This is a genomic window from Paraburkholderia xenovorans, assembly GCF_046030735.1.
Taxonomy (GTDB): Bacteria; Pseudomonadota; Gammaproteobacteria; order Burkholderiales; family Burkholderiaceae; genus Paraburkholderia; species Paraburkholderia xenovorans_A.
On sequence record NZ_JAQQBV010000018.1, the window covers coordinates 131982 to 147543 of the forward strand.

16 protein-coding genes are annotated in these 15562 nt (G+C 59.2%); 14 read left to right on the forward strand and 2 right to left on the reverse strand.

The window, feature by feature from the left end:
• Window positions 1–36 precede the first annotated feature (36 nt).
• A complete protein-coding gene (locus PQQ51_RS19440; RefSeq protein WP_408498429.1) occupies window positions 37–2064 on the forward strand; it encodes a phosphocholine-specific phospholipase C in 2028 nt (675 codons plus the stop codon).
• Here PQQ51_RS19440 and PQQ51_RS19445 read toward each other — a convergent pair.
• Window positions 2061–2795 (reverse strand): GntR family transcriptional regulator, encoded by a 735-nt coding sequence (locus PQQ51_RS19445; protein WP_408498430.1) that lies wholly within the window; start codon window positions 2793–2795, stop codon window positions 2061–2063. The genes PQQ51_RS19440 and PQQ51_RS19445 overlap by 4 nt on opposite strands.
• A 258-nt stretch (window positions 2796–3053) precedes the next feature.
• Between PQQ51_RS19445 and PQQ51_RS19450 the strand changes: the two genes are divergently transcribed.
• From PQQ51_RS19450 to PQQ51_RS19475, 6 genes are all read left to right on the forward strand, one after another.
• On the forward strand, window positions 3054–4115 hold the full coding sequence (locus PQQ51_RS19450; RefSeq protein WP_408498431.1) for a proline racemase family protein: 1062 nt from the start codon (window positions 3054–3056) through the stop codon (window positions 4113–4115).
• A 57-nt stretch (window positions 4116–4172) separates the two neighbouring features.
• Entirely contained in the window at window positions 4173–5078 is a 906-nt protein-coding gene (locus tag PQQ51_RS19455) for a dihydrodipicolinate synthase family protein (protein ID WP_408498432.1), read from the forward strand.
• Between the two features lie 54 nt (window positions 5079–5132).
• Window positions 5133–6248: a branched-chain amino acid ABC transporter substrate-binding protein gene (locus PQQ51_RS19460; RefSeq protein WP_408498433.1), complete on the forward strand. Its 1116-nt coding sequence runs from the start codon at window positions 5133–5135 to the stop codon at window positions 6246–6248.
• 272 nt (window positions 6249–6520) lie between these two features.
• The gene (locus tag PQQ51_RS19465) at window positions 6521–8071 is read left to right on the forward strand and encodes a DUF6351 family protein (RefSeq protein ID WP_408498434.1); all 1551 of its coding nucleotides are present in this window, start codon (window positions 6521–6523) and stop codon (window positions 8069–8071) included.
• An 80-nt stretch (window positions 8072–8151) separates the two neighbouring features.
• A complete protein-coding gene (locus tag PQQ51_RS19470; protein WP_408498435.1) occupies window positions 8152–8313 on the forward strand; it encodes a hypothetical protein in 162 nt (53 codons plus the stop codon).
• A gap of 205 nt (window positions 8314–8518) precedes the next feature.
• Window positions 8519–9190: an RraA family protein gene (locus PQQ51_RS19475; RefSeq protein WP_408498436.1), complete on the forward strand. Its 672-nt coding sequence runs from the start codon at window positions 8519–8521 to the stop codon at window positions 9188–9190.
• On the opposite strand, the gene PQQ51_RS19480 is transcribed toward PQQ51_RS19475, so the two are convergent.
• Entirely contained in the window at window positions 9154–9384 is a 231-nt protein-coding gene (locus PQQ51_RS19480; RefSeq protein WP_408498437.1) for a hypothetical protein, read from the reverse strand. The genes PQQ51_RS19475 and PQQ51_RS19480 overlap by 37 nt on opposite strands.
• Here PQQ51_RS19480 and PQQ51_RS19485 point away from each other — a divergent pair.
• The 7 genes from PQQ51_RS19485 to PQQ51_RS19515 all read left to right on the forward strand — a co-directional run.
• A complete protein-coding gene (locus PQQ51_RS19485; RefSeq protein WP_408498439.1) occupies window positions 9383–10351 on the forward strand; it encodes a D-2-hydroxyacid dehydrogenase in 969 nt (322 codons plus the stop codon). The two genes, PQQ51_RS19480 and PQQ51_RS19485, sit on opposite strands and share 2 nt — an antisense overlap.
• A gap of 514 nt (window positions 10352–10865) precedes the next feature.
• Window positions 10866–12263, forward strand: coding sequence for an MFS transporter (locus tag PQQ51_RS19490; RefSeq protein WP_408498440.1), 1398 nt, complete (start codon window positions 10866–10868; stop codon window positions 12261–12263).
• Window positions 12264–12288: 25 nt separating this feature from the next.
• Window positions 12289–12972 (forward strand): 5-oxoprolinase subunit PxpB, encoded by a 684-nt coding sequence (gene pxpB / locus PQQ51_RS19495; protein WP_408498441.1) that lies wholly within the window; start codon window positions 12289–12291, stop codon window positions 12970–12972.
• Complete coding sequence (locus PQQ51_RS19500; RefSeq protein ID WP_408498442.1) at window positions 12969–13949, forward strand: 5-oxoprolinase subunit C family protein; 981 nt, start codon at window positions 12969–12971, stop codon at window positions 13947–13949. Before pxpB ends, PQQ51_RS19500 begins: the two co-directional genes overlap by 4 nt.
• On the forward strand, window positions 13934–14356 hold the full coding sequence (locus PQQ51_RS19505) for an acetyl-CoA carboxylase biotin carboxyl carrier protein (RefSeq protein WP_408498443.1): 423 nt from the start codon (window positions 13934–13936) through the stop codon (window positions 14354–14356). The genes PQQ51_RS19500 and PQQ51_RS19505 overlap by 16 nt, the downstream gene beginning before the upstream one ends.
• Window positions 14353–15126: a LamB/YcsF family protein gene (locus PQQ51_RS19510; protein WP_408498444.1), complete on the forward strand. Its 774-nt coding sequence runs from the start codon at window positions 14353–14355 to the stop codon at window positions 15124–15126. The genes PQQ51_RS19505 and PQQ51_RS19510 overlap by 4 nt, the downstream gene beginning before the upstream one ends.
• An 87-nt stretch (window positions 15127–15213) precedes the next feature.
• Window positions 15214–15562 (forward strand): porin (locus PQQ51_RS19515; protein WP_408498445.1); only part of this gene is annotated, 349 nt, incomplete at its 3' end.

Here is a 15562-nt window from a genome sequence, read left to right on the forward strand (position 1 = left end):
CACGTGAAACGCGCTCTGACTTTTCAAGGTGACCCGATGACAACTTCGAATCAACGACGTCAATTTTTACGTCTCGCCGCCGGTTCGGTCGGCGCATCGGCGGCTGCGGCGATGATGCCCGCGCTGATCCGCGATGCGCTGGCGACACCGGCGAACAACACCACCGGCACGATTGACGACATTCAGCACATTGTCGTGTTCATGCAGGAGAACCGCGCATTCGATCACTATTTCGGTTCGCTGCGCGGCGTGCGCGGCTTCAACGACCGGATGGCGATCACGTTGCCCAATGGCAACGCGGTGTGGCAACAGCCTTACCCGGGCAACCCGGACGGCTATATCCTGCCGTTCCACATGGACTCGACAACGACCAGCGCGATGTGCATCGACGCGCCGGCGATGAGTTATCCGGTCGACATCGCGATGTGGAATCACGGCTTGTATAACGCGTGGAATACGGCGCGTGCGCCGGGGCTCGGCATGAGCTACTTCACGCGTACCGACCTGAACTTCTACTATTCGCTCGCCGACGCCTTCACGATCTGCGACCAGTATCACTGTTCCGTGTTCACGCAGACCAACCCGAATCGGCTGCATCTGTTCAGCGGCAGCAACGGCCTGTCGGTCGGTCAGTTGCCGACGCTCGATAACACCGAGCCGACGCCAGGCTTTAGCTGGCCGACTTTTGCCGAGACGCTCGAAGCCGCGAACATAAGCTGGAAGGTCTATCAGCAAACCGATAACTTCGACGACAACGCGCTCGCCTGGTTTCAGAGTTTCAAGACCGCGCCGGTCGGCAGCAACCTCTACAACAAAGGTCTCGCGACAGTGCCCGACATCGCGCAGGCATTCGCCGCCGATGTCGCGGCGGGCACCTTGCCGCAAGTGTCGTGGATCATCGCGCCGGCGGCCTTGTCCGAACACGCGAACTACCGTCCGTCGTACGGCGAGGATCTGACCGCGCGTTTGCTCGCGGGTCTGGTGGCGAAGCCGGACGTGTGGTCGAAAACCGTGTTTCTGTTGAACTACGACGAGCAGGGTGGATTTTTCGACCACGATCCGCCGCCCACGCCGCCCGGTTCTGCAAGCGAAGGCAAGACCACGATGACGACGACCGGCGAGGTCTACGCGGGCCAGCCGATCGGTTTGGGGTTTCGCGTGCCGATGACGGTGATCTCGCCGTGGAGCAAGGGCGGCTACGTATGTTCGCAGGTGTTCGATCACACGTCGGTGATTCAATTCATCGAAAAGCGTTTCGGCGTGCATTGCCCGAACGTGAGTGCGTGGCGACGCGCGGTGTGCGGCGATCTCACGTCGGCGTTCAACTTCAATGCACCCGACGCGACGTGGCCGACTTTGCCGGATACGAGCGGCTATGTGGCCGCGGCGAACCTGCAATGCAGCACGTTGCCCGCACCCACCATCCCCACTACGCAATCGATGCCGAAGCAGGAGTCCGGCACGCGCCCGTCAAAAGCTTTGCCGTATGAGTTTCATGCGAGCGCGCGGGTCGATCCGTCGAGTGCGACGGTGTACCTGATTCTCGCGAACGGCGGCGCGCAAGGTGCGGCGTTTTCCGTCTACGACGTCGCAACGCCGGCGAATCCGCCACGTCGCTATGCGGTCGATGCGGGGATGCAACTGTCCGATGCGTTCAACGGATCCGCGTTGACCGGCACCACATATGGGCTCGCGTTGCGAGGCGCGAATGGCTTTTTGCGGCTATTCGCAGGCGACGTAGCCGCCACTCAGGGCAACGCCGTAGCCAATCCGGAAGTTCGCGTCTGTTACGACGTCGACAACAGCGCTGTCTATCTCACGCTGATGAATAGCGGCACAGGGCCGTGCACGTTCACCGTTGTACCGAACGCGTATCGCACTGACGGCCCCTGGACTTTCACGGTTGCGGCGGGCGGTACGGCGGAGACGAACTGGCCGGTGGCATCGAGTGGCAACTGGTACGACTTCAGTGTCACGGTCGACGTGCAGCATGCTTTCTTGCGGCGCTTCGCAGGACGGCTGGAAAGCGGGCGCGACCTCATTAGCGATCCAGCCGCGGGTTAGTCCGCTTCGCGACGGCTCTGACGCGACACCAGATTCTCTGCAACAGAGACGATCTGCTCCATAGCGGTATGCAGATGGTCGCGCAGCAGCCGCGCACCGAGGCGAGTATCGCCGGCACGCGACGCGTCGACGAGTTCGACGTGCTCGCGATGCGTGTTCTCGCGAATCGGCACATTGACGACCTGGAAGCGAAAGAAACGCTCGTTCCTGTCGTTCAGCCGCTTGAGCGTTTCGATCGCAAGATTGAGCCCGGACGGCGCATAGAGCGTTTCGTGGAAGCGCCAGTTCAGCGTTCCCCAAGTGGATTCCGTCGCATGGTCCATCTGTTCCACGATGGCAAGCGCGGCGTCTCGTGCGACCTCGGTCGTGGCGGGAATGGCTCTCGAAAAAATCCACGGTTCGAGGCGCAGGCGCATTTCAAAGGTCTCGCGAACCTCGTCGACCGAAATCCCGCATACGTACGCTCCTTTGTGAGCAATCACCGTCACGAGCCCTTCGCCTTGCAGTCGCGTAATCGCTTCGCGCACCGGCACACGGCTCACGCCGAGTTCTTCGGCCAGCGCTTCCTGCCGCAGTGCTTCGCCTGAGCCAAGCTCGCCGCGCAAGATTTTTCCTCTGATGGCTTCAAGGACGAGATCGACGGTCGTCGAGCGGACTATTTTTCCCCGCCGCGGGGTTTCGTCGGGCGGGAGTTCGGGCGTTTTCTGAGTGGCGGGCAGGGCGCGGGGCATAAGACTGGCTTCATGGGCGACAGTTGCATCATGCCATAACTGGATGTTGGATCCATCTTTTGCGTGTGTGCCAAAACGCCATGCGCCGCGTCCCGATTGAGTTTGAAGGCTTACGGCCGAACTCGTGGACCGAGGTAAACCCGCAAATCTGCAAATGCCGCTTGACCTCAAAAATTGGAGACAGCATATTGGATACAATCTTCAGTGTTCGGGGATGAAACTTCCCGCTAGGTCATTCAAACGCGTTTCGAGGAATTTATGCGCTGGAACAGGGTACTGAACTTGGTTAATTGCCATGCGGAAGGGGAGGTCGGCAATGTGGTGACGGGCGGCGTGTTCGACGTCCCGGGCGCCAGCATGTTCGACAAGATGATGTATCTCGAGGAGCATCTCGACGATCTGCGCAAGATCTGTCTGTTCGAACCGCGCGGCTCGGCCAATCAAAGCGTCAATTTCATTCTTCCGCCGACGGATCCACGCGCGCAGATGGGCTATGTGATCGCGGAATCCACCGAATATCCGGCGATGTCGGGCTCGAATACCATTTGTGTGGCTACCGTGCTGCTGGAAACGGGCATCCTGCCGATGACCGAACCCGTCACCAATCTGGTTCTGGAGGCGCCTGCGGGCCTGATTGCCGTGCGATGCGAATGCAGCGGCGGCAAGGTCACAAAAGTCGAGTTCACGAATCAGCCGGCCTTCGCCAATCATCTCGACCGCGATATCGAAGTCGAGGGGCTCGGTACCCTCCGTGTCGACGTCGGGTATGGCGGCATGACCTACGTGCTGGTCGACGCCGAAGCGCTCGGCTTCGCCATTACGCCCGATGAAGCGCGCGAACTTTGCGAAATCGGTCAACGCATCAAGACGGCGGCCGCCGAGCAACTGCCGTCGCCGCATCCGTTGAATCCGTTCATTAAGGGCATCACGCAAACGGAGTTCGTGCTGCCGCTGCGCCGCGAGTCCGGCGTCCTCAAATCGCGCAACACGGTCATCGTGTCGCCGGGCCGGTGCGATCGCTCGCCATGCGGAACCGGCACCTCGGCGCGTCTTGCCGTGATGCACGCGAAAGGCCAGATCCAGGTCGGCGAAACGTTTGTTCACGAGTCCATCATCGGCTCGCTGTTCGAAAGCCGGATCGATTCGGTTACGCAAGTCGGCGCCTATCCCGCGGTGGTGCCGGTGGTTTCGGGTCAGGCGTGGATCAGCGCGATCTCGCAGGTAGGGGTGGATCCGAGCGACCGCTTCCCGACCGGTTTCACATTGTCGGACACCTGGCTCGAAGCAGTCGACGACAAACTCATCAAATCCCGGCTTTGAATGCAGGTCGGGACACATGTCCGCTCAAGGACAGTCTTAAACTAAGGACCAGAAATCATGTGGCACGGTGTTTATCCAGCAGTCACCACCAAGTTCAACCCTGATGGTGGTCTCGATCACGATGAGATGGCGAGAAGCTTTGCCCTTCAACTCGATGCGGGTTGTGACGGACTGATCGTCTGCGGCTCGCTAGGTGAGGGCCCCATGTTGACTCACGCCGAGCGTATCGAAGTCCTCGATACCGCACTGTCGGTTGCCGACGGCAAGCCGGTGCTGATGACCGTGGCCGAAGCATCGACCCAGGCGTCCTGCGCATTGGCGAAGCAGGCCCACAAGAGCGGCGCCGCAGGGCTGATGGTGGTGCCCAGCATGGTCTATCACACCGACGAGCGCGAGACGGTCGCTACGCTCAAGGCGGTCGCCGCTGCGGGTGACTTGCCGGTCATGATCTATTCGAATCGGCTTGCCTATCGTGTCGATGTCACGCTTGCGATGCTCGAAACGCTGGCTGGCGACGAGCACTTCGTCGCGATCAAGGAGTCTTCCGACGACATCCGCCGCACGACTGAAATCCTGAATGCGTTCGGTGAGCGCTACGACGTGCTGACCGGCGTGGACAACCTCGCATTCGAGGCGCTGACCGTCGGCGCGCACGGCTGGGTCGCGGGATTGTGCTGTGCGTTTCCGGTCGAAACGGTCGCGATCTACAAGCTGGTGAAAGCAGGTCGCTACAGCGAGGCGCTCGATATTTACCGCTGGTTCCGTCCGCTGCTGGACCTCGATGTCAGCACGTATCTCGTGCAGAACATCAAGCTCGTCGAAGCCATCGCCGCGGACTCGAATGATCGTGTGCGCATGCCGCGCATCGCGCACGAAGGCGAGCGGCGTGCGCAGATCGAAGCCCTGGTGCGTCGCGCGCTCAACACGCGTCCGTCCATGCCCGCCGATCTTCATTTGCTATAAGCGCCCACAGAGGCAGCCCCGAGGACTCCCATTCCATTATCCGTAGGATTTGACATGCGCTCGATCAGAAAGCTGGTTCTCTTATGCGGTATTTCGATAGTCCCGGGGTGGGTGCTGGCGGATACGACCGTCACCATCGGCTTATCCGGTCCGCTTACCGGCGGCCAGGCCGGTAGCGGCAAAGACAATGAAAACGGTGCGCGGCTCGCGATTCAGGATCTGAATGCGAAGCCGCTCACGGTGAATGGACAGAAGGTGACATTCAAGCTCGACTCCGAGGACGATCAGGGCGACCCCAAAGTAGGCGTTCAGGTCGCACAGAAGCTCGTGGATAGCGGCGCGCTCGCGATCCTCGGGCCGAACAACTCGGGTGTCGCGATTCCGGCCTCGCGTGTCTTCAATTCGGCAGGCGTCGCGATCTTGCCGGTTGCGTCGAACCCGGCGCTGACGGCGCAAGGCTTTAACGATATTTTCCGGATCGGCGCGAGCGACGCGCAGCTTGGCGGCGCGATGGCGGACTTTGCGAAGAACGTGCTCAAGGCGCAGCAGGTGGCCGTCGTCGACGATCGCACTGCTTACGGTCAGGGCATTGCCGAGCAGTTTTTGCAGGAGGCGAAGAAAATCGGCCTGAACGTGGTGGCGCAGGAATATACCAACTCGCAAGCGGTGGACTTCAAATCGATCCTGTCGACGATGAAACCGAAGAATCCCGACGCGGTCTTCTACGGTGGCTATTCGGCGCAAGCGGGCCCGATGCTGAAACAGATGCACGGGATCGCCATGCACACCGCGCTGTTAGGCGGCGACGGAATCTGCTCGGTCGAATTGCAGCAACTGGCCGGCGATGTGTCGTCGGGCGTCTTCTGCGCGCAGGGTGGGTCGGCGCTCAACAAGACTGCGGCGGGACAAGCGTTCATTCAACGCTACAAGTCGACGTATCACATCGACATGCTGGTCTACGCGCCGAACTTCTACGACGGCGCCATGTTGATCGCGAAAGCCATGCAGGCGACCGGCACCACGACCGACCGCTCGAAGATTCGCTCGTATCTGGCCGGTGTGGAATACGACGGTCTCGCCGGACACTATTCGTTCGATGCCAGCGGCAATCTGAAGGGCGCGCCGACGACGATCTATACGTTCAAGAATAATCAGCTCGTGCCTTACTGACCTGCCGACCTGAAATTCTCTCTTCTGCCGCCAAGCGGGTTAACCCCGCTTGGCGGCACGTCAAAACACCCCTACCTTTGCACACATTGATTGAACGACCGGACGGTTTATTAATAACCTGACGGATCAATCATGCGGACGTGTTCCTCCAGATTACCCGTCTACTTCCCGTTGCCGGGCAGCGATCCTGCTCATGCCGACGAAAGCGAAGAACCCGACGCTTCGGCCGCGGCGGTCACGAGTAAGAAACCTACACATCTGGAGAGAACAACGTGAAGAGCTGGATTGACGGCAATGCTATGCGACTCGTCATCGCATCGGCAGTGGGAGGGTGCGTCCTGGCGTTTTCGGGCTGCGGCAACTCGGAGGTTTCGGGGTCGTCGACACCGGCGCCCGTCGACTATGCGGCGCAGTGCACGAAGATAAACGGCCAGCAGTTCAACGGCATTACCGTCACAGCGACTTCACGCATCGCTGCGGCAAGCGGGAATCCGGCTTATTGCAAAGTAAGCGCCACGGGAGCCGCCAATACCACGCTCGACATCGAGGTCGATCTGCCGGACAACTGGTCGAATCGGTTGCTCCAGCAGGGCGGCGGCGGCTTCGATGGGACTATCCCAACGGTCGAGGCGACCTCCGCACAGTTCCCGCTCATCAAGCCACTGGCCCGTGGAATTGCCTATACCGCGTCGAATGGCGGAAACCGCACGGGTAATCCTGCGGACCTGCTCACGAATGCAACGGCGGGGAAGGACTACGCGTATGCGTCCACCGGTATCACGGTTCACTTCGCCAAGGCTGTGATCACCGCTTTTTATGGTTCCGCGCCGAAATATACGTACTTCAACGGCGCATCGAACGGTGGACGGGAAGCCTATCTTGCCGCGCAGAATCAGCCGGGCGATTACGACGGCATCATCGCCGGCGACGAGAGCATGAACATGGGAACGCAGGTAACGGCAATGCTGAATACAGCGACGCTTGCCGGGTCCGCCGCGATGCCCTCGAATGCGCAGTGGACAGCGGCATATTCCGCGGCGGTCGCGCAATGCGGCAATGCCAACGGCGTGATCCTGAATCCTGCTGCGTGCACGTTTGATCCGTCGACGTTGCAGTGTGGCGCCGCTGGGGCACCCGCGGCCACCTGTCTTTCGCCGGCGCAATTGCAAACTGTGCAGCGCCTGGTCGCGCCCTTGTCGACGAGCGGCGGCCAGCTACTGTTTTCGGGGTACAACTGGGCGGATTTCGGCTCGATGTTCGGCGTCGGGTCATACGGCGGCCTGGGTGGCGGCTTCGCGGCAATCGCGACGGGTAACGCAAACTGGTTGCTGCCCGCCACGGTACCGGGCAGTTTGCAGGCGAACTTCAACGTCGATACGTCATATCCGGTCATTGCGGCCGGGCTGCAGAACGCGGGCGCGGATCACAGCCTGCAGGCCATCGCGCAATACCTGATGTCCGGCAAGAAGCTGATCTCGTTTAACGGTGCGGCTGATCCGTTGATTTCACCGCGCGACCATCTGCGCAACTGGCAGACCGTTGTGCAACTCGCCGGGTCCGCGGGAGGCAATGCGCGTTTCTATCTGGAACCGGGAGTGGGTCATGTAGTCGGTGGCAATGGTCCTGACCAGACCGACTATCTCGGCGCGATGATCGCGTGGGTCGAACAGGGTACAGCGCCGGGGCAGTTGCTGCTGTCGAAATTCGATGCCAACGGCAACGTGACTTCGTCGCTGCCTGACTGCCCGTACCCAACCGTGCCGCACTATTCGGGCTCCGGCAACGTGAGCGACGCGGCCAGCTACACCTGCGCGGCAAGCTAGACGCGCGTGCTATGTATTGCTGCAGGGAGGTTTCATAGACGTGTCGAAGCGCGAACCAGGGGAGCAGGACGCGCTTGCGCTTGAATCGCATCGCCGCGAAGGCCATCGAGGCAGTTTATTTCAAGGAGCAGATCCTGCCGATTGATCGATGCGGTGTTCGATTCGAGCGGCGTCGAGCGACGCATTCGCGCGGAGACCCCGCGGGCATCGACGGTCTGCTTGCGCGGTTGACAGGTTTTTAGGTCGACAGTTGGCCGTATTTTTCGCTGCGCGCTGTCATGCCAAATAGGAATGCCTCATCTATCGATTTAAGTCGCGGTAAGTAAAGGATCGACGGGATAGCATCTCTTACCTTGAGGATGCATTTGAACCCGGCGAATTCGTGCTGGTTGTCAACAGCCGAGAAACCTTTTGGGTCGGCTTAAAACTGAAGTATGGGGATGGAAAATGATTGGTTTTCAAATCAAAAAGCGGGAACGCTGTGTGAGTCCGGAGTTGACAGAGCGATTCAGGTCGCTACCCGTCGCTAACGTAAGCGACGTGATGTCGCGACTTACTGCGGCCGGTGCCTCGCTGCGGCCCATGCACGACGGAACCGCGATGGCAGGGCCGGCTCTCACAGTTAAGTGCCGTCCCGGCGATAATCTGATGGTACACAAAGCACTGGAGTGCGCTGTCCGGGGAGACGTGATTGTCGTTGATGCCGGCGGCGACCTGACCAACGCGATTATCGGCGAATTGATGACGGCGTACGCAGCAAAGAAGGGCATTGCTGGCATCGTCATCAACGGCGCCATCCGCGACAGTGAGATTCTGCGCAAAGGGAGTCTGCCGGTCTTCGCGGCAGGTGTCACTCACCGGGGACCCTATAAGGATGGTCCGGGTGAAATCAACGTCGCGGTCGCCATTGGTGGCATGTGCATCGAACCCGGTGACTTGATCATCGGCGATGCCGACGGCCTTCTTTGCGTGCCGTTTCAACTTGCGCAAGAGGTCTACGAGGCCGCGAGCGCAAAGCATTGCGCCGAGGAAACGACGATTACTGAAATCTCGGAAGGAAGGCTCGATACGAGTTGGGTCGATCAGCGCTTGCGTTTGCTGGGTTGTGCAGGCGTGTAGCACTGCGGCGAGAAACGCTCGTGCGCTCGACCTTGTGCCATCCCGGCCGCAACTGTTTGCGACGATTGAACCGGCGAGTTTGCGCTGTCAACGATGGCCGCTTGCCGCTGCCACTGCCGCTCGCTGAGAATCGCTTTAACCGTTTCTGAAACACTCACTTCTTGTAAAAAGAAGCACTCTTCGTAGGCATCCATGAGCCAAGAGAAACTTCACGTTGTTTTTCTCGATAGAGAGACTATTTCGCCTCAAACCGTGCTGAAGCCATTTCAGTTCGAACATTCAATCGAGGTGTTCGAACGAACGTCTCCCCAGGAGCTTGCGAGCCGAATCGCCCATGCGGATATCGTAATCACAAATAAGGCAAGGCTCGGTGCCGAGGCCATCGCCAGGGCTAAGAGGTTGCGAATGGTAGCCGTGGCGGCAACGGGCACGGATGTGGTTGACCTGGCAGCCTGCTCCGCACGGAATATTGTGGTAAGCAACATTAGGAACTACGCAACGAATACTGTACCTGAGCATACGTTCGCCTTGATATTTGCATTGCGGCGAAGCCTCGTCGCGTACGCGAACGCAGTCAGGGGCGACCGGTGGCAGGACTCCGGTCAGTTCTGCTTCTTTGACTACCCCATCCGGGATTTGAAGGGTTCCACCATCGGCATCATTGGGGATGGCGTGCTGGGGCGCGCGGTCGGTGCTCTGGCGGGAGCGTTGGGGCTTAACGTACTGTTCGCCGCCCATAAAGGCCGAAGCGATATGGGGCCGCTCTACACGCAGTTCGAAGATGTCCTGCGAGACAGCGATATCATCACGTTGCATTGCCCGCTCATCCCGGCGACTCGCAATATGATTGCGGCACCAGAATTCGACCTCATGCAAAGAAAGCCGCTCATCATTAATACTGCGCGTGGCGGCCTGGTCGATGAGTGTGCGCTTGTGCAGGCGCTGCGAGAGGGGAAAATCTCCGGGGCGGGTTTCGATGTAACGGTTCAAGAGCCTCCCCCAGAAGACCATCCTTTCATGGAACTCCGTGATGCCCCGAACTTTATCCTGACGCCTCACGTTGCGTGGGCGAGCGATGAAGCCGTGCAAGCATTGACGGACCAACTCGTGGACAACATCGAAGCGTTCGTAAGCGGTCAGCCTCGAAACGTGGTCGTGTAGCACTCCCGTTGAATCTTCCAGTCAGGGCTTGTGGACAAACTTTTGTCGCAAGCCCTTGCCACTGCCCGACATGGGGAACGCACGTAACGCTCGTGTAGCGGGCGCTGTGCGGTTGGCAACTCTTCCTTCAATTCTCGTCTCACCGGGTAGTTCCCGGCACCCGCACATTGGCACCCCAATTTCCGGTGCGGTGGCACTTCATTAGTGCGACTTCGCTTGTCTGTTCCGAAACTGCGTTGTTCCTGATCTTTGCGGCCTCCCGTGCGGCTGCGGCGAAGGGGACGGCGCTGAAAAGCGTTTTGACGAAGTCACTCGGTATGGAAACAGGGTGTTCGGCGGGTTTGGAGAAAAAAAGTGATGCTACTGATATAGAAAAATGTCGCTTTTTAGGTGTTTTTGGTGCGCCAATACTAGCCCCTAATACGGTGAACAAGGCGTCGGATGCGCTCCGGACGAGACAACTTGCGCAGCGGTGAAGAGAAACTTAGCCAGCGACCTGGCATCTAGAGGGGACATGATGACATCGATTCAAGCGACACCGGCGATTGAGGTCGGCGCAGTTGAAACAGGCAGCGGCGGGACACCCATATCAAAACGGCTTGACGCGCTGCCGGTGGGCAGTTTCCACTACAAAATGATGGCCATCCTCGGCGCCGGTTTATTCCTGGACGGATTCGAGTTGGCCCTTGCGAGCGGCGTGCTTGGGCAGTTGCTTCACACCGGTTGGAGCACCCTCAAATACAACGGCTATTTCGTCACCGCGACTTTCATCGGATTCATGATTGGCTGCTGGGCGGCAGGCATTATTGGTGACCGATTCGGTCGCCGCGTCAGCTATCAGATCAACCTCGCCATATTCGGCGTGGCCTCTTTGCTTGCGTCGATGGCACCCAACATCGAAACGCTCATCGGCTTGCGTCTGTTGATGGGAGTCGGGCTTGGCGCAGAATTGGTGCTTGGATTCGGCACCCTGGCTGAATTTGTTCCACCTCTCAAACGAGGCCGCCTTGTTGCAACGCTCTCGTTCATTTCCCAGTGCGGCGTGTTCACCTCCTCGTTGGTCGCTCTATGGGTCATTCCGAATCTCGGGTGGCGGTACATGTTCATGATTGCGGGCGTGGGTGCGGGCATCGTCTGGTTCATGCGAAAGTTCATGCCCGAGTCTCCGCGCTGGCTTGAAAGTAAGGGGCGCTTTGCTGAAGCAGACAAAGTTGTGCGTGACATTGAGGCGTCGGCGGGTGTTCGTTCTCCTGTGGTTGCCGCCGAAGCTCCCCGTGATGTCCAGAAAACTGAAGCACCACGCCTCGGCATATCGGCGCTGTTCAGCAGGGAGTACGTGCGCCGCACCATCATCGGCATGGCAACGCTCATCGTCATTCAGATTTGTTTGTATGGCATGGTCAGCTGGCTCCCGACCTTCTTCGTGCAACAAGGCTTTGACATTGTGAAGTCGCTGAAGTGGAGCATGGTGATGACGCTCGGCGGACCCACGGGAGGTCTGATCGGGCTTCTACTTGCGGACCGGCTTGGGCGCAAGCCTATTCTCGCGGGCGCAGCCATTATCGCCATCGGGCTCTCGTACCTTTATGTGCAAGCTCATTCAGAACCACTCCTGATGGGACTCGGTTTCCTGCTCCTGACCTCCTTCTATGTGATTGTCGTGGTTGGACAGGCGGTCTATGTATCGGAACTGTTTCCCACTGCCCTTCGCATGCGTGGTACGGGGTTGTGCAGCACGGTTGCACGGGTCGTTGCCGCGTCGATTCAGTTCGTCATTCCCTCCTTGTTTTCGTGGGGCGGCATCAGCGCCATCGTCATTGCGGTCGGTATCTCCTTGCTCGTATTCGCCCTGATCGTCCTCTTCATCGGCGTCGAAACAAAGTCGAAATCGCTCGAGAGCATTGAGGTTTAAGCGGGCCCAATACAAACATCAAATCATGGAGACCGTTTCGGTGCTACGCGTTACATCCGCTGAACTGAAGGTGAGCCTGCTCGCGGCCTCTGCCATTCTTTGCGAGAGTACTGGTCCGCTGGACGTCGTCTGTCAAGCGAAGTTCTGGTCCCTGGCAACGATAGTCAAGGGGTGGCCAGAGGTGGATGAGTGCACGCCTGGCATGAACAACCTGATGCTTGTCTTGAAGCCAGGCACCAGGAACATCCGGCAGCTTATGGACGACCTTGTTCACGAATGGAAGCACGTCGAACCCCTCAGTGCTAAAGCCAAGGAGATCGAGGTGCCAGTCGTCTACGGCGGCGAGCGTGGAGTGGACTTGCGCTCTGTCGCTAGCCACGCCGGGCTGTCAGTGGATGAAGTCGTATCTATCCACTCATCTTCCAGATACACCGTGTACTTCCTCGGCGCGCATGCCGGTTTCGGCTATCTCGGTGGGCTGGACGAGAGACTGACCACGCCTCGGCTGGATAAGCCGCGGCTTTCGGTGCCGGCCGGCACGGTAGCGATTGGTGGTGTCCAGACTGCCGTCATTGCACAACCGGGACCCAGCGGCTGGAATTTGATTGGGCGTGCCGAAGTAGATTTCTTCGACCCAAAGAAGGAGCCGCCGGCACTGCTAAGTCCAGGCGATACGTTTTTCTTCCGATGCGAGAGGATTGAGAAATGATGGAGATTCTCGCGACCGGGCCGCTCTGCTCGGTCCAGGATATGGGCCGCAAAGGCTATCGCAATCTCGGTGTGAGCACATCGGGTGCGATGGACCAGGTCGCCTTGCGTACAGGAAATATTCTGGTGGGCAATGACCAGAACGCTGCGGGAATCGAAGTCACTGTCTTCCCGTTCAAGGTACGGTTTTCGGGCAGCGCGCGTATCGCGGTGACGGGCGCAGACTGCAACTCGAAGCTCAATGAGAAGGCGCTCCTGCCGTGGTGGAGTTTCGACGTTGCAGACGGAGACATCCTCTCCCTGAGTCCCCCAACGTCAGGCGCTCGAGCGTACATCACCGTTTCTGGTGGGGTTGACGTACCGTTTGTTCTGAACTCGCGCAGTACGGACATTAAAGTGGGATTCGGCGGTTTTGAGGGACGCTGCCTGCGCCGCGGCGATGTGCTCAGCTTTACCTCCGCGCCAGGTCTGTCCGGTAGCTTCGGTGTCTTTCCTCCAGGGGACGCACTCGGCCGCGCGACGCTGCCAGCGACTGAACGCGGCACGACATTCGTTCGCGCAGTGGTGGGGCCGGAATATGACAGGTTTCCCGAGGCCACGCGTTCAGCGTTCTGGGACAGGGCGTGGACTGTGACGCCAGACAGCAACCGTACTGGCTACCGTTTGGACGGCCATGAACTGCACCCGTCCGCGCCGTTGTCACTGCTCTCCCACGGCATCGTTCCCGGGGTGGTCCAGGTGCCGCCAAATGGCAAACCCATCGTGATGATGAGCGATGCGCAGACATCGGGAGGATATCCCAAGATAGCGACTGTTATCGACGCCGACCTCTGGAGACTGGCGCAGGCTCCGCTGGGAAGCAAAGTCCGGTTTATGGAGGTCGACATCGATGCTTGTGTCGAAGCCTCGATCGAGGTGACAAACCATCTGTCGGCGTTGGCATGTAGCAGCTGGAGGGGACCTTGGAAACAGATGTAGTCCGACACCTCACCGCGCATTTGTGCCAATCGCAGATGCGTGAACTCGAACTTCGTGTCGGCGGTTCGACACTTCTACTGGTTCGCTCTGCACAGCAACAAGTCGAGACCTCATCGACGGCGACACAGCAACCCGTCATCACATGCGAGCGTTCAAGCCCAGTTGAACTGGTATCGCCCGCGGTCGGCACTTTCATTGCCGAGCATCCTGTCACCGCTCAGCGGTTCTCCGAGTTGGGTGGCGAAGTGAAGGTTGGGGACATCATGGGACTCGTTTCCTACGGCAACTTTCTGCGTGCGGTGGAGGCGGGGAGTACGGGGCGGATTAGCGCCGTGTTCGTCGAAAGCGGCGAGAAAGTCGGGTTCGGGCAGAAACTGTTTGAGTTAAAGACACGGAGTCAGGCATGAGCATCGTAGATTTGAATTCGGATATGGGGGAGGGTTTCGGCCCCTACAAGATGGGCGACGATGAGGCCATGCTTGGCATCGTGTCGTCCGCGAACATTGCGTGTGGCTTCCATGCCGGCGACCCAGACATCATGCACAAGACGGTATCCATTGCCCTTGCGCGGGATGTCGAAGTCGGCGCCCACCCTGGGTTCAACGATGTGTGGGGATTCGGCCGACGCGTCATTGTGGGCGACAGCATGAAAACGATTGAGAACCTGATTGCGTATCAGGTTGGCGCATTGCAGGCCATCGCTCACGCCGCAGGGCATAAGGTTACCCACTTCAAGGCGCATGGTGCGTTGGGCAACCTGATGTTCAATGACGAGGCGATCTCCGAGGCGGTCGTGCGCGCGGTGAAGGCCGTTGACCGGGACCTGCTCTACGTTATACCGGTCAACACCGAAGGCGAGCGGGCTGGAGAACGGGCGGGATTGCACGTTATCCGGGAGGTCTTCGCCGATCGGGCCTACACGGACGACGGGCATCTTGTCTCCCGCCGATTCGAAGGGGCAGTCATACATGACAGCAAGGTCGCGGCCGAACGCGTACTTCGTATGATTGAAGACCGGTGCGTCACTTCTCAATCCGGAAAACGCATACCTGTCTCCGTTGACACAATCTGCGTGCATGGCGACACGCCTGGTGCAGTCTCGATGGCATCTGAGCTTCGGCGGTGCCTCGTGGACGCCGGCGTGACCATCCAGTCTATTTCGAAGACACACCAGTAAGCCGCTAGCTTCCTCTCTGAAAGGAGAGGTAATTTATCATTAAATAAGTATAGCGAAACAATATTTGAAAACTTTGGATCGACAACAATGAAGAAACTGCTTCTCGGCGTCTCTGCGACGCTCGCGTGTTTCGCCGTGCCCGCCTGGGCGCAATCTTCTGTCACGTTGTATGGACTTATCGACGAGGGGATTCGGTACTCGACTAATCAGACGGCCACTCATGGCAGCAAGCTCTACATGTCGGAGGGAGTCGGAACGGGGAACCGCTGGGGCATCAAAGGAACGGAAGATCTCGGCGGGGGAACTTACGCAATCTTTGATTTGCAAAGCGGCTTCAATCCCGCGACGGGCGTGTCCGATCAGCAGGGTCAATTGTTCGGCCGGTATGCTTACGTCGGCGTCGCGAATAATCGTTGGGGAACCGTGAAGCTCGGCC

Excerpts from the sequence above, each read along its gene's own strand:
- PQQ51_RS19440 (WP_408498429.1), top strand. The coding sequence starts at position 37 with ATGACAACTTCGAATCAACGACGTCAATTTTTACGTCTCGCCGCCGGT.
- PQQ51_RS19445 (WP_408498430.1), bottom strand. The coding sequence starts at position 2,795 with ATGCCCCGCGCCCTGCCCGCCACTCAGAAAACGCCCGAACTCCCGCCC.
- PQQ51_RS19450 (WP_408498431.1), top strand. The coding sequence starts at position 3,054 with ATGCGCTGGAACAGGGTACTGAACTTGGTTAATTGCCATGCGGAAGGG.
- PQQ51_RS19455 (WP_408498432.1), top strand. The coding sequence starts at position 4,173 with ATGTGGCACGGTGTTTATCCAGCAGTCACCACCAAGTTCAACCCTGAT.
- PQQ51_RS19460 (WP_408498433.1), top strand. The coding sequence starts at position 5,133 with ATGCGCTCGATCAGAAAGCTGGTTCTCTTATGCGGTATTTCGATAGTC.
- PQQ51_RS19475 (WP_408498436.1), top strand. The coding sequence starts at position 8,519 with ATGATTGGTTTTCAAATCAAAAAGCGGGAACGCTGTGTGAGTCCGGAG.
- PQQ51_RS19485 (WP_408498439.1), top strand. The coding sequence starts at position 9,383 with ATGAGCCAAGAGAAACTTCACGTTGTTTTTCTCGATAGAGAGACTATT.
- PQQ51_RS19480 (WP_408498437.1), bottom strand. The coding sequence starts at position 9,384 with ATGGATGCCTACGAAGAGTGCTTCTTTTTACAAGAAGTGAGTGTTTCA.
- PQQ51_RS19490 (WP_408498440.1), top strand. The coding sequence starts at position 10,866 with ATGATGACATCGATTCAAGCGACACCGGCGATTGAGGTCGGCGCAGTT.
- pxpB (WP_408498441.1), top strand. The coding sequence starts at position 12,289 with ATGGAGACCGTTTCGGTGCTACGCGTTACATCCGCTGAACTGAAGGTG.
- PQQ51_RS19500 (WP_408498442.1), top strand. The coding sequence starts at position 12,969 with ATGATGGAGATTCTCGCGACCGGGCCGCTCTGCTCGGTCCAGGATATG.
- PQQ51_RS19510 (WP_408498444.1), top strand. The coding sequence starts at position 14,353 with ATGAGCATCGTAGATTTGAATTCGGATATGGGGGAGGGTTTCGGCCCC.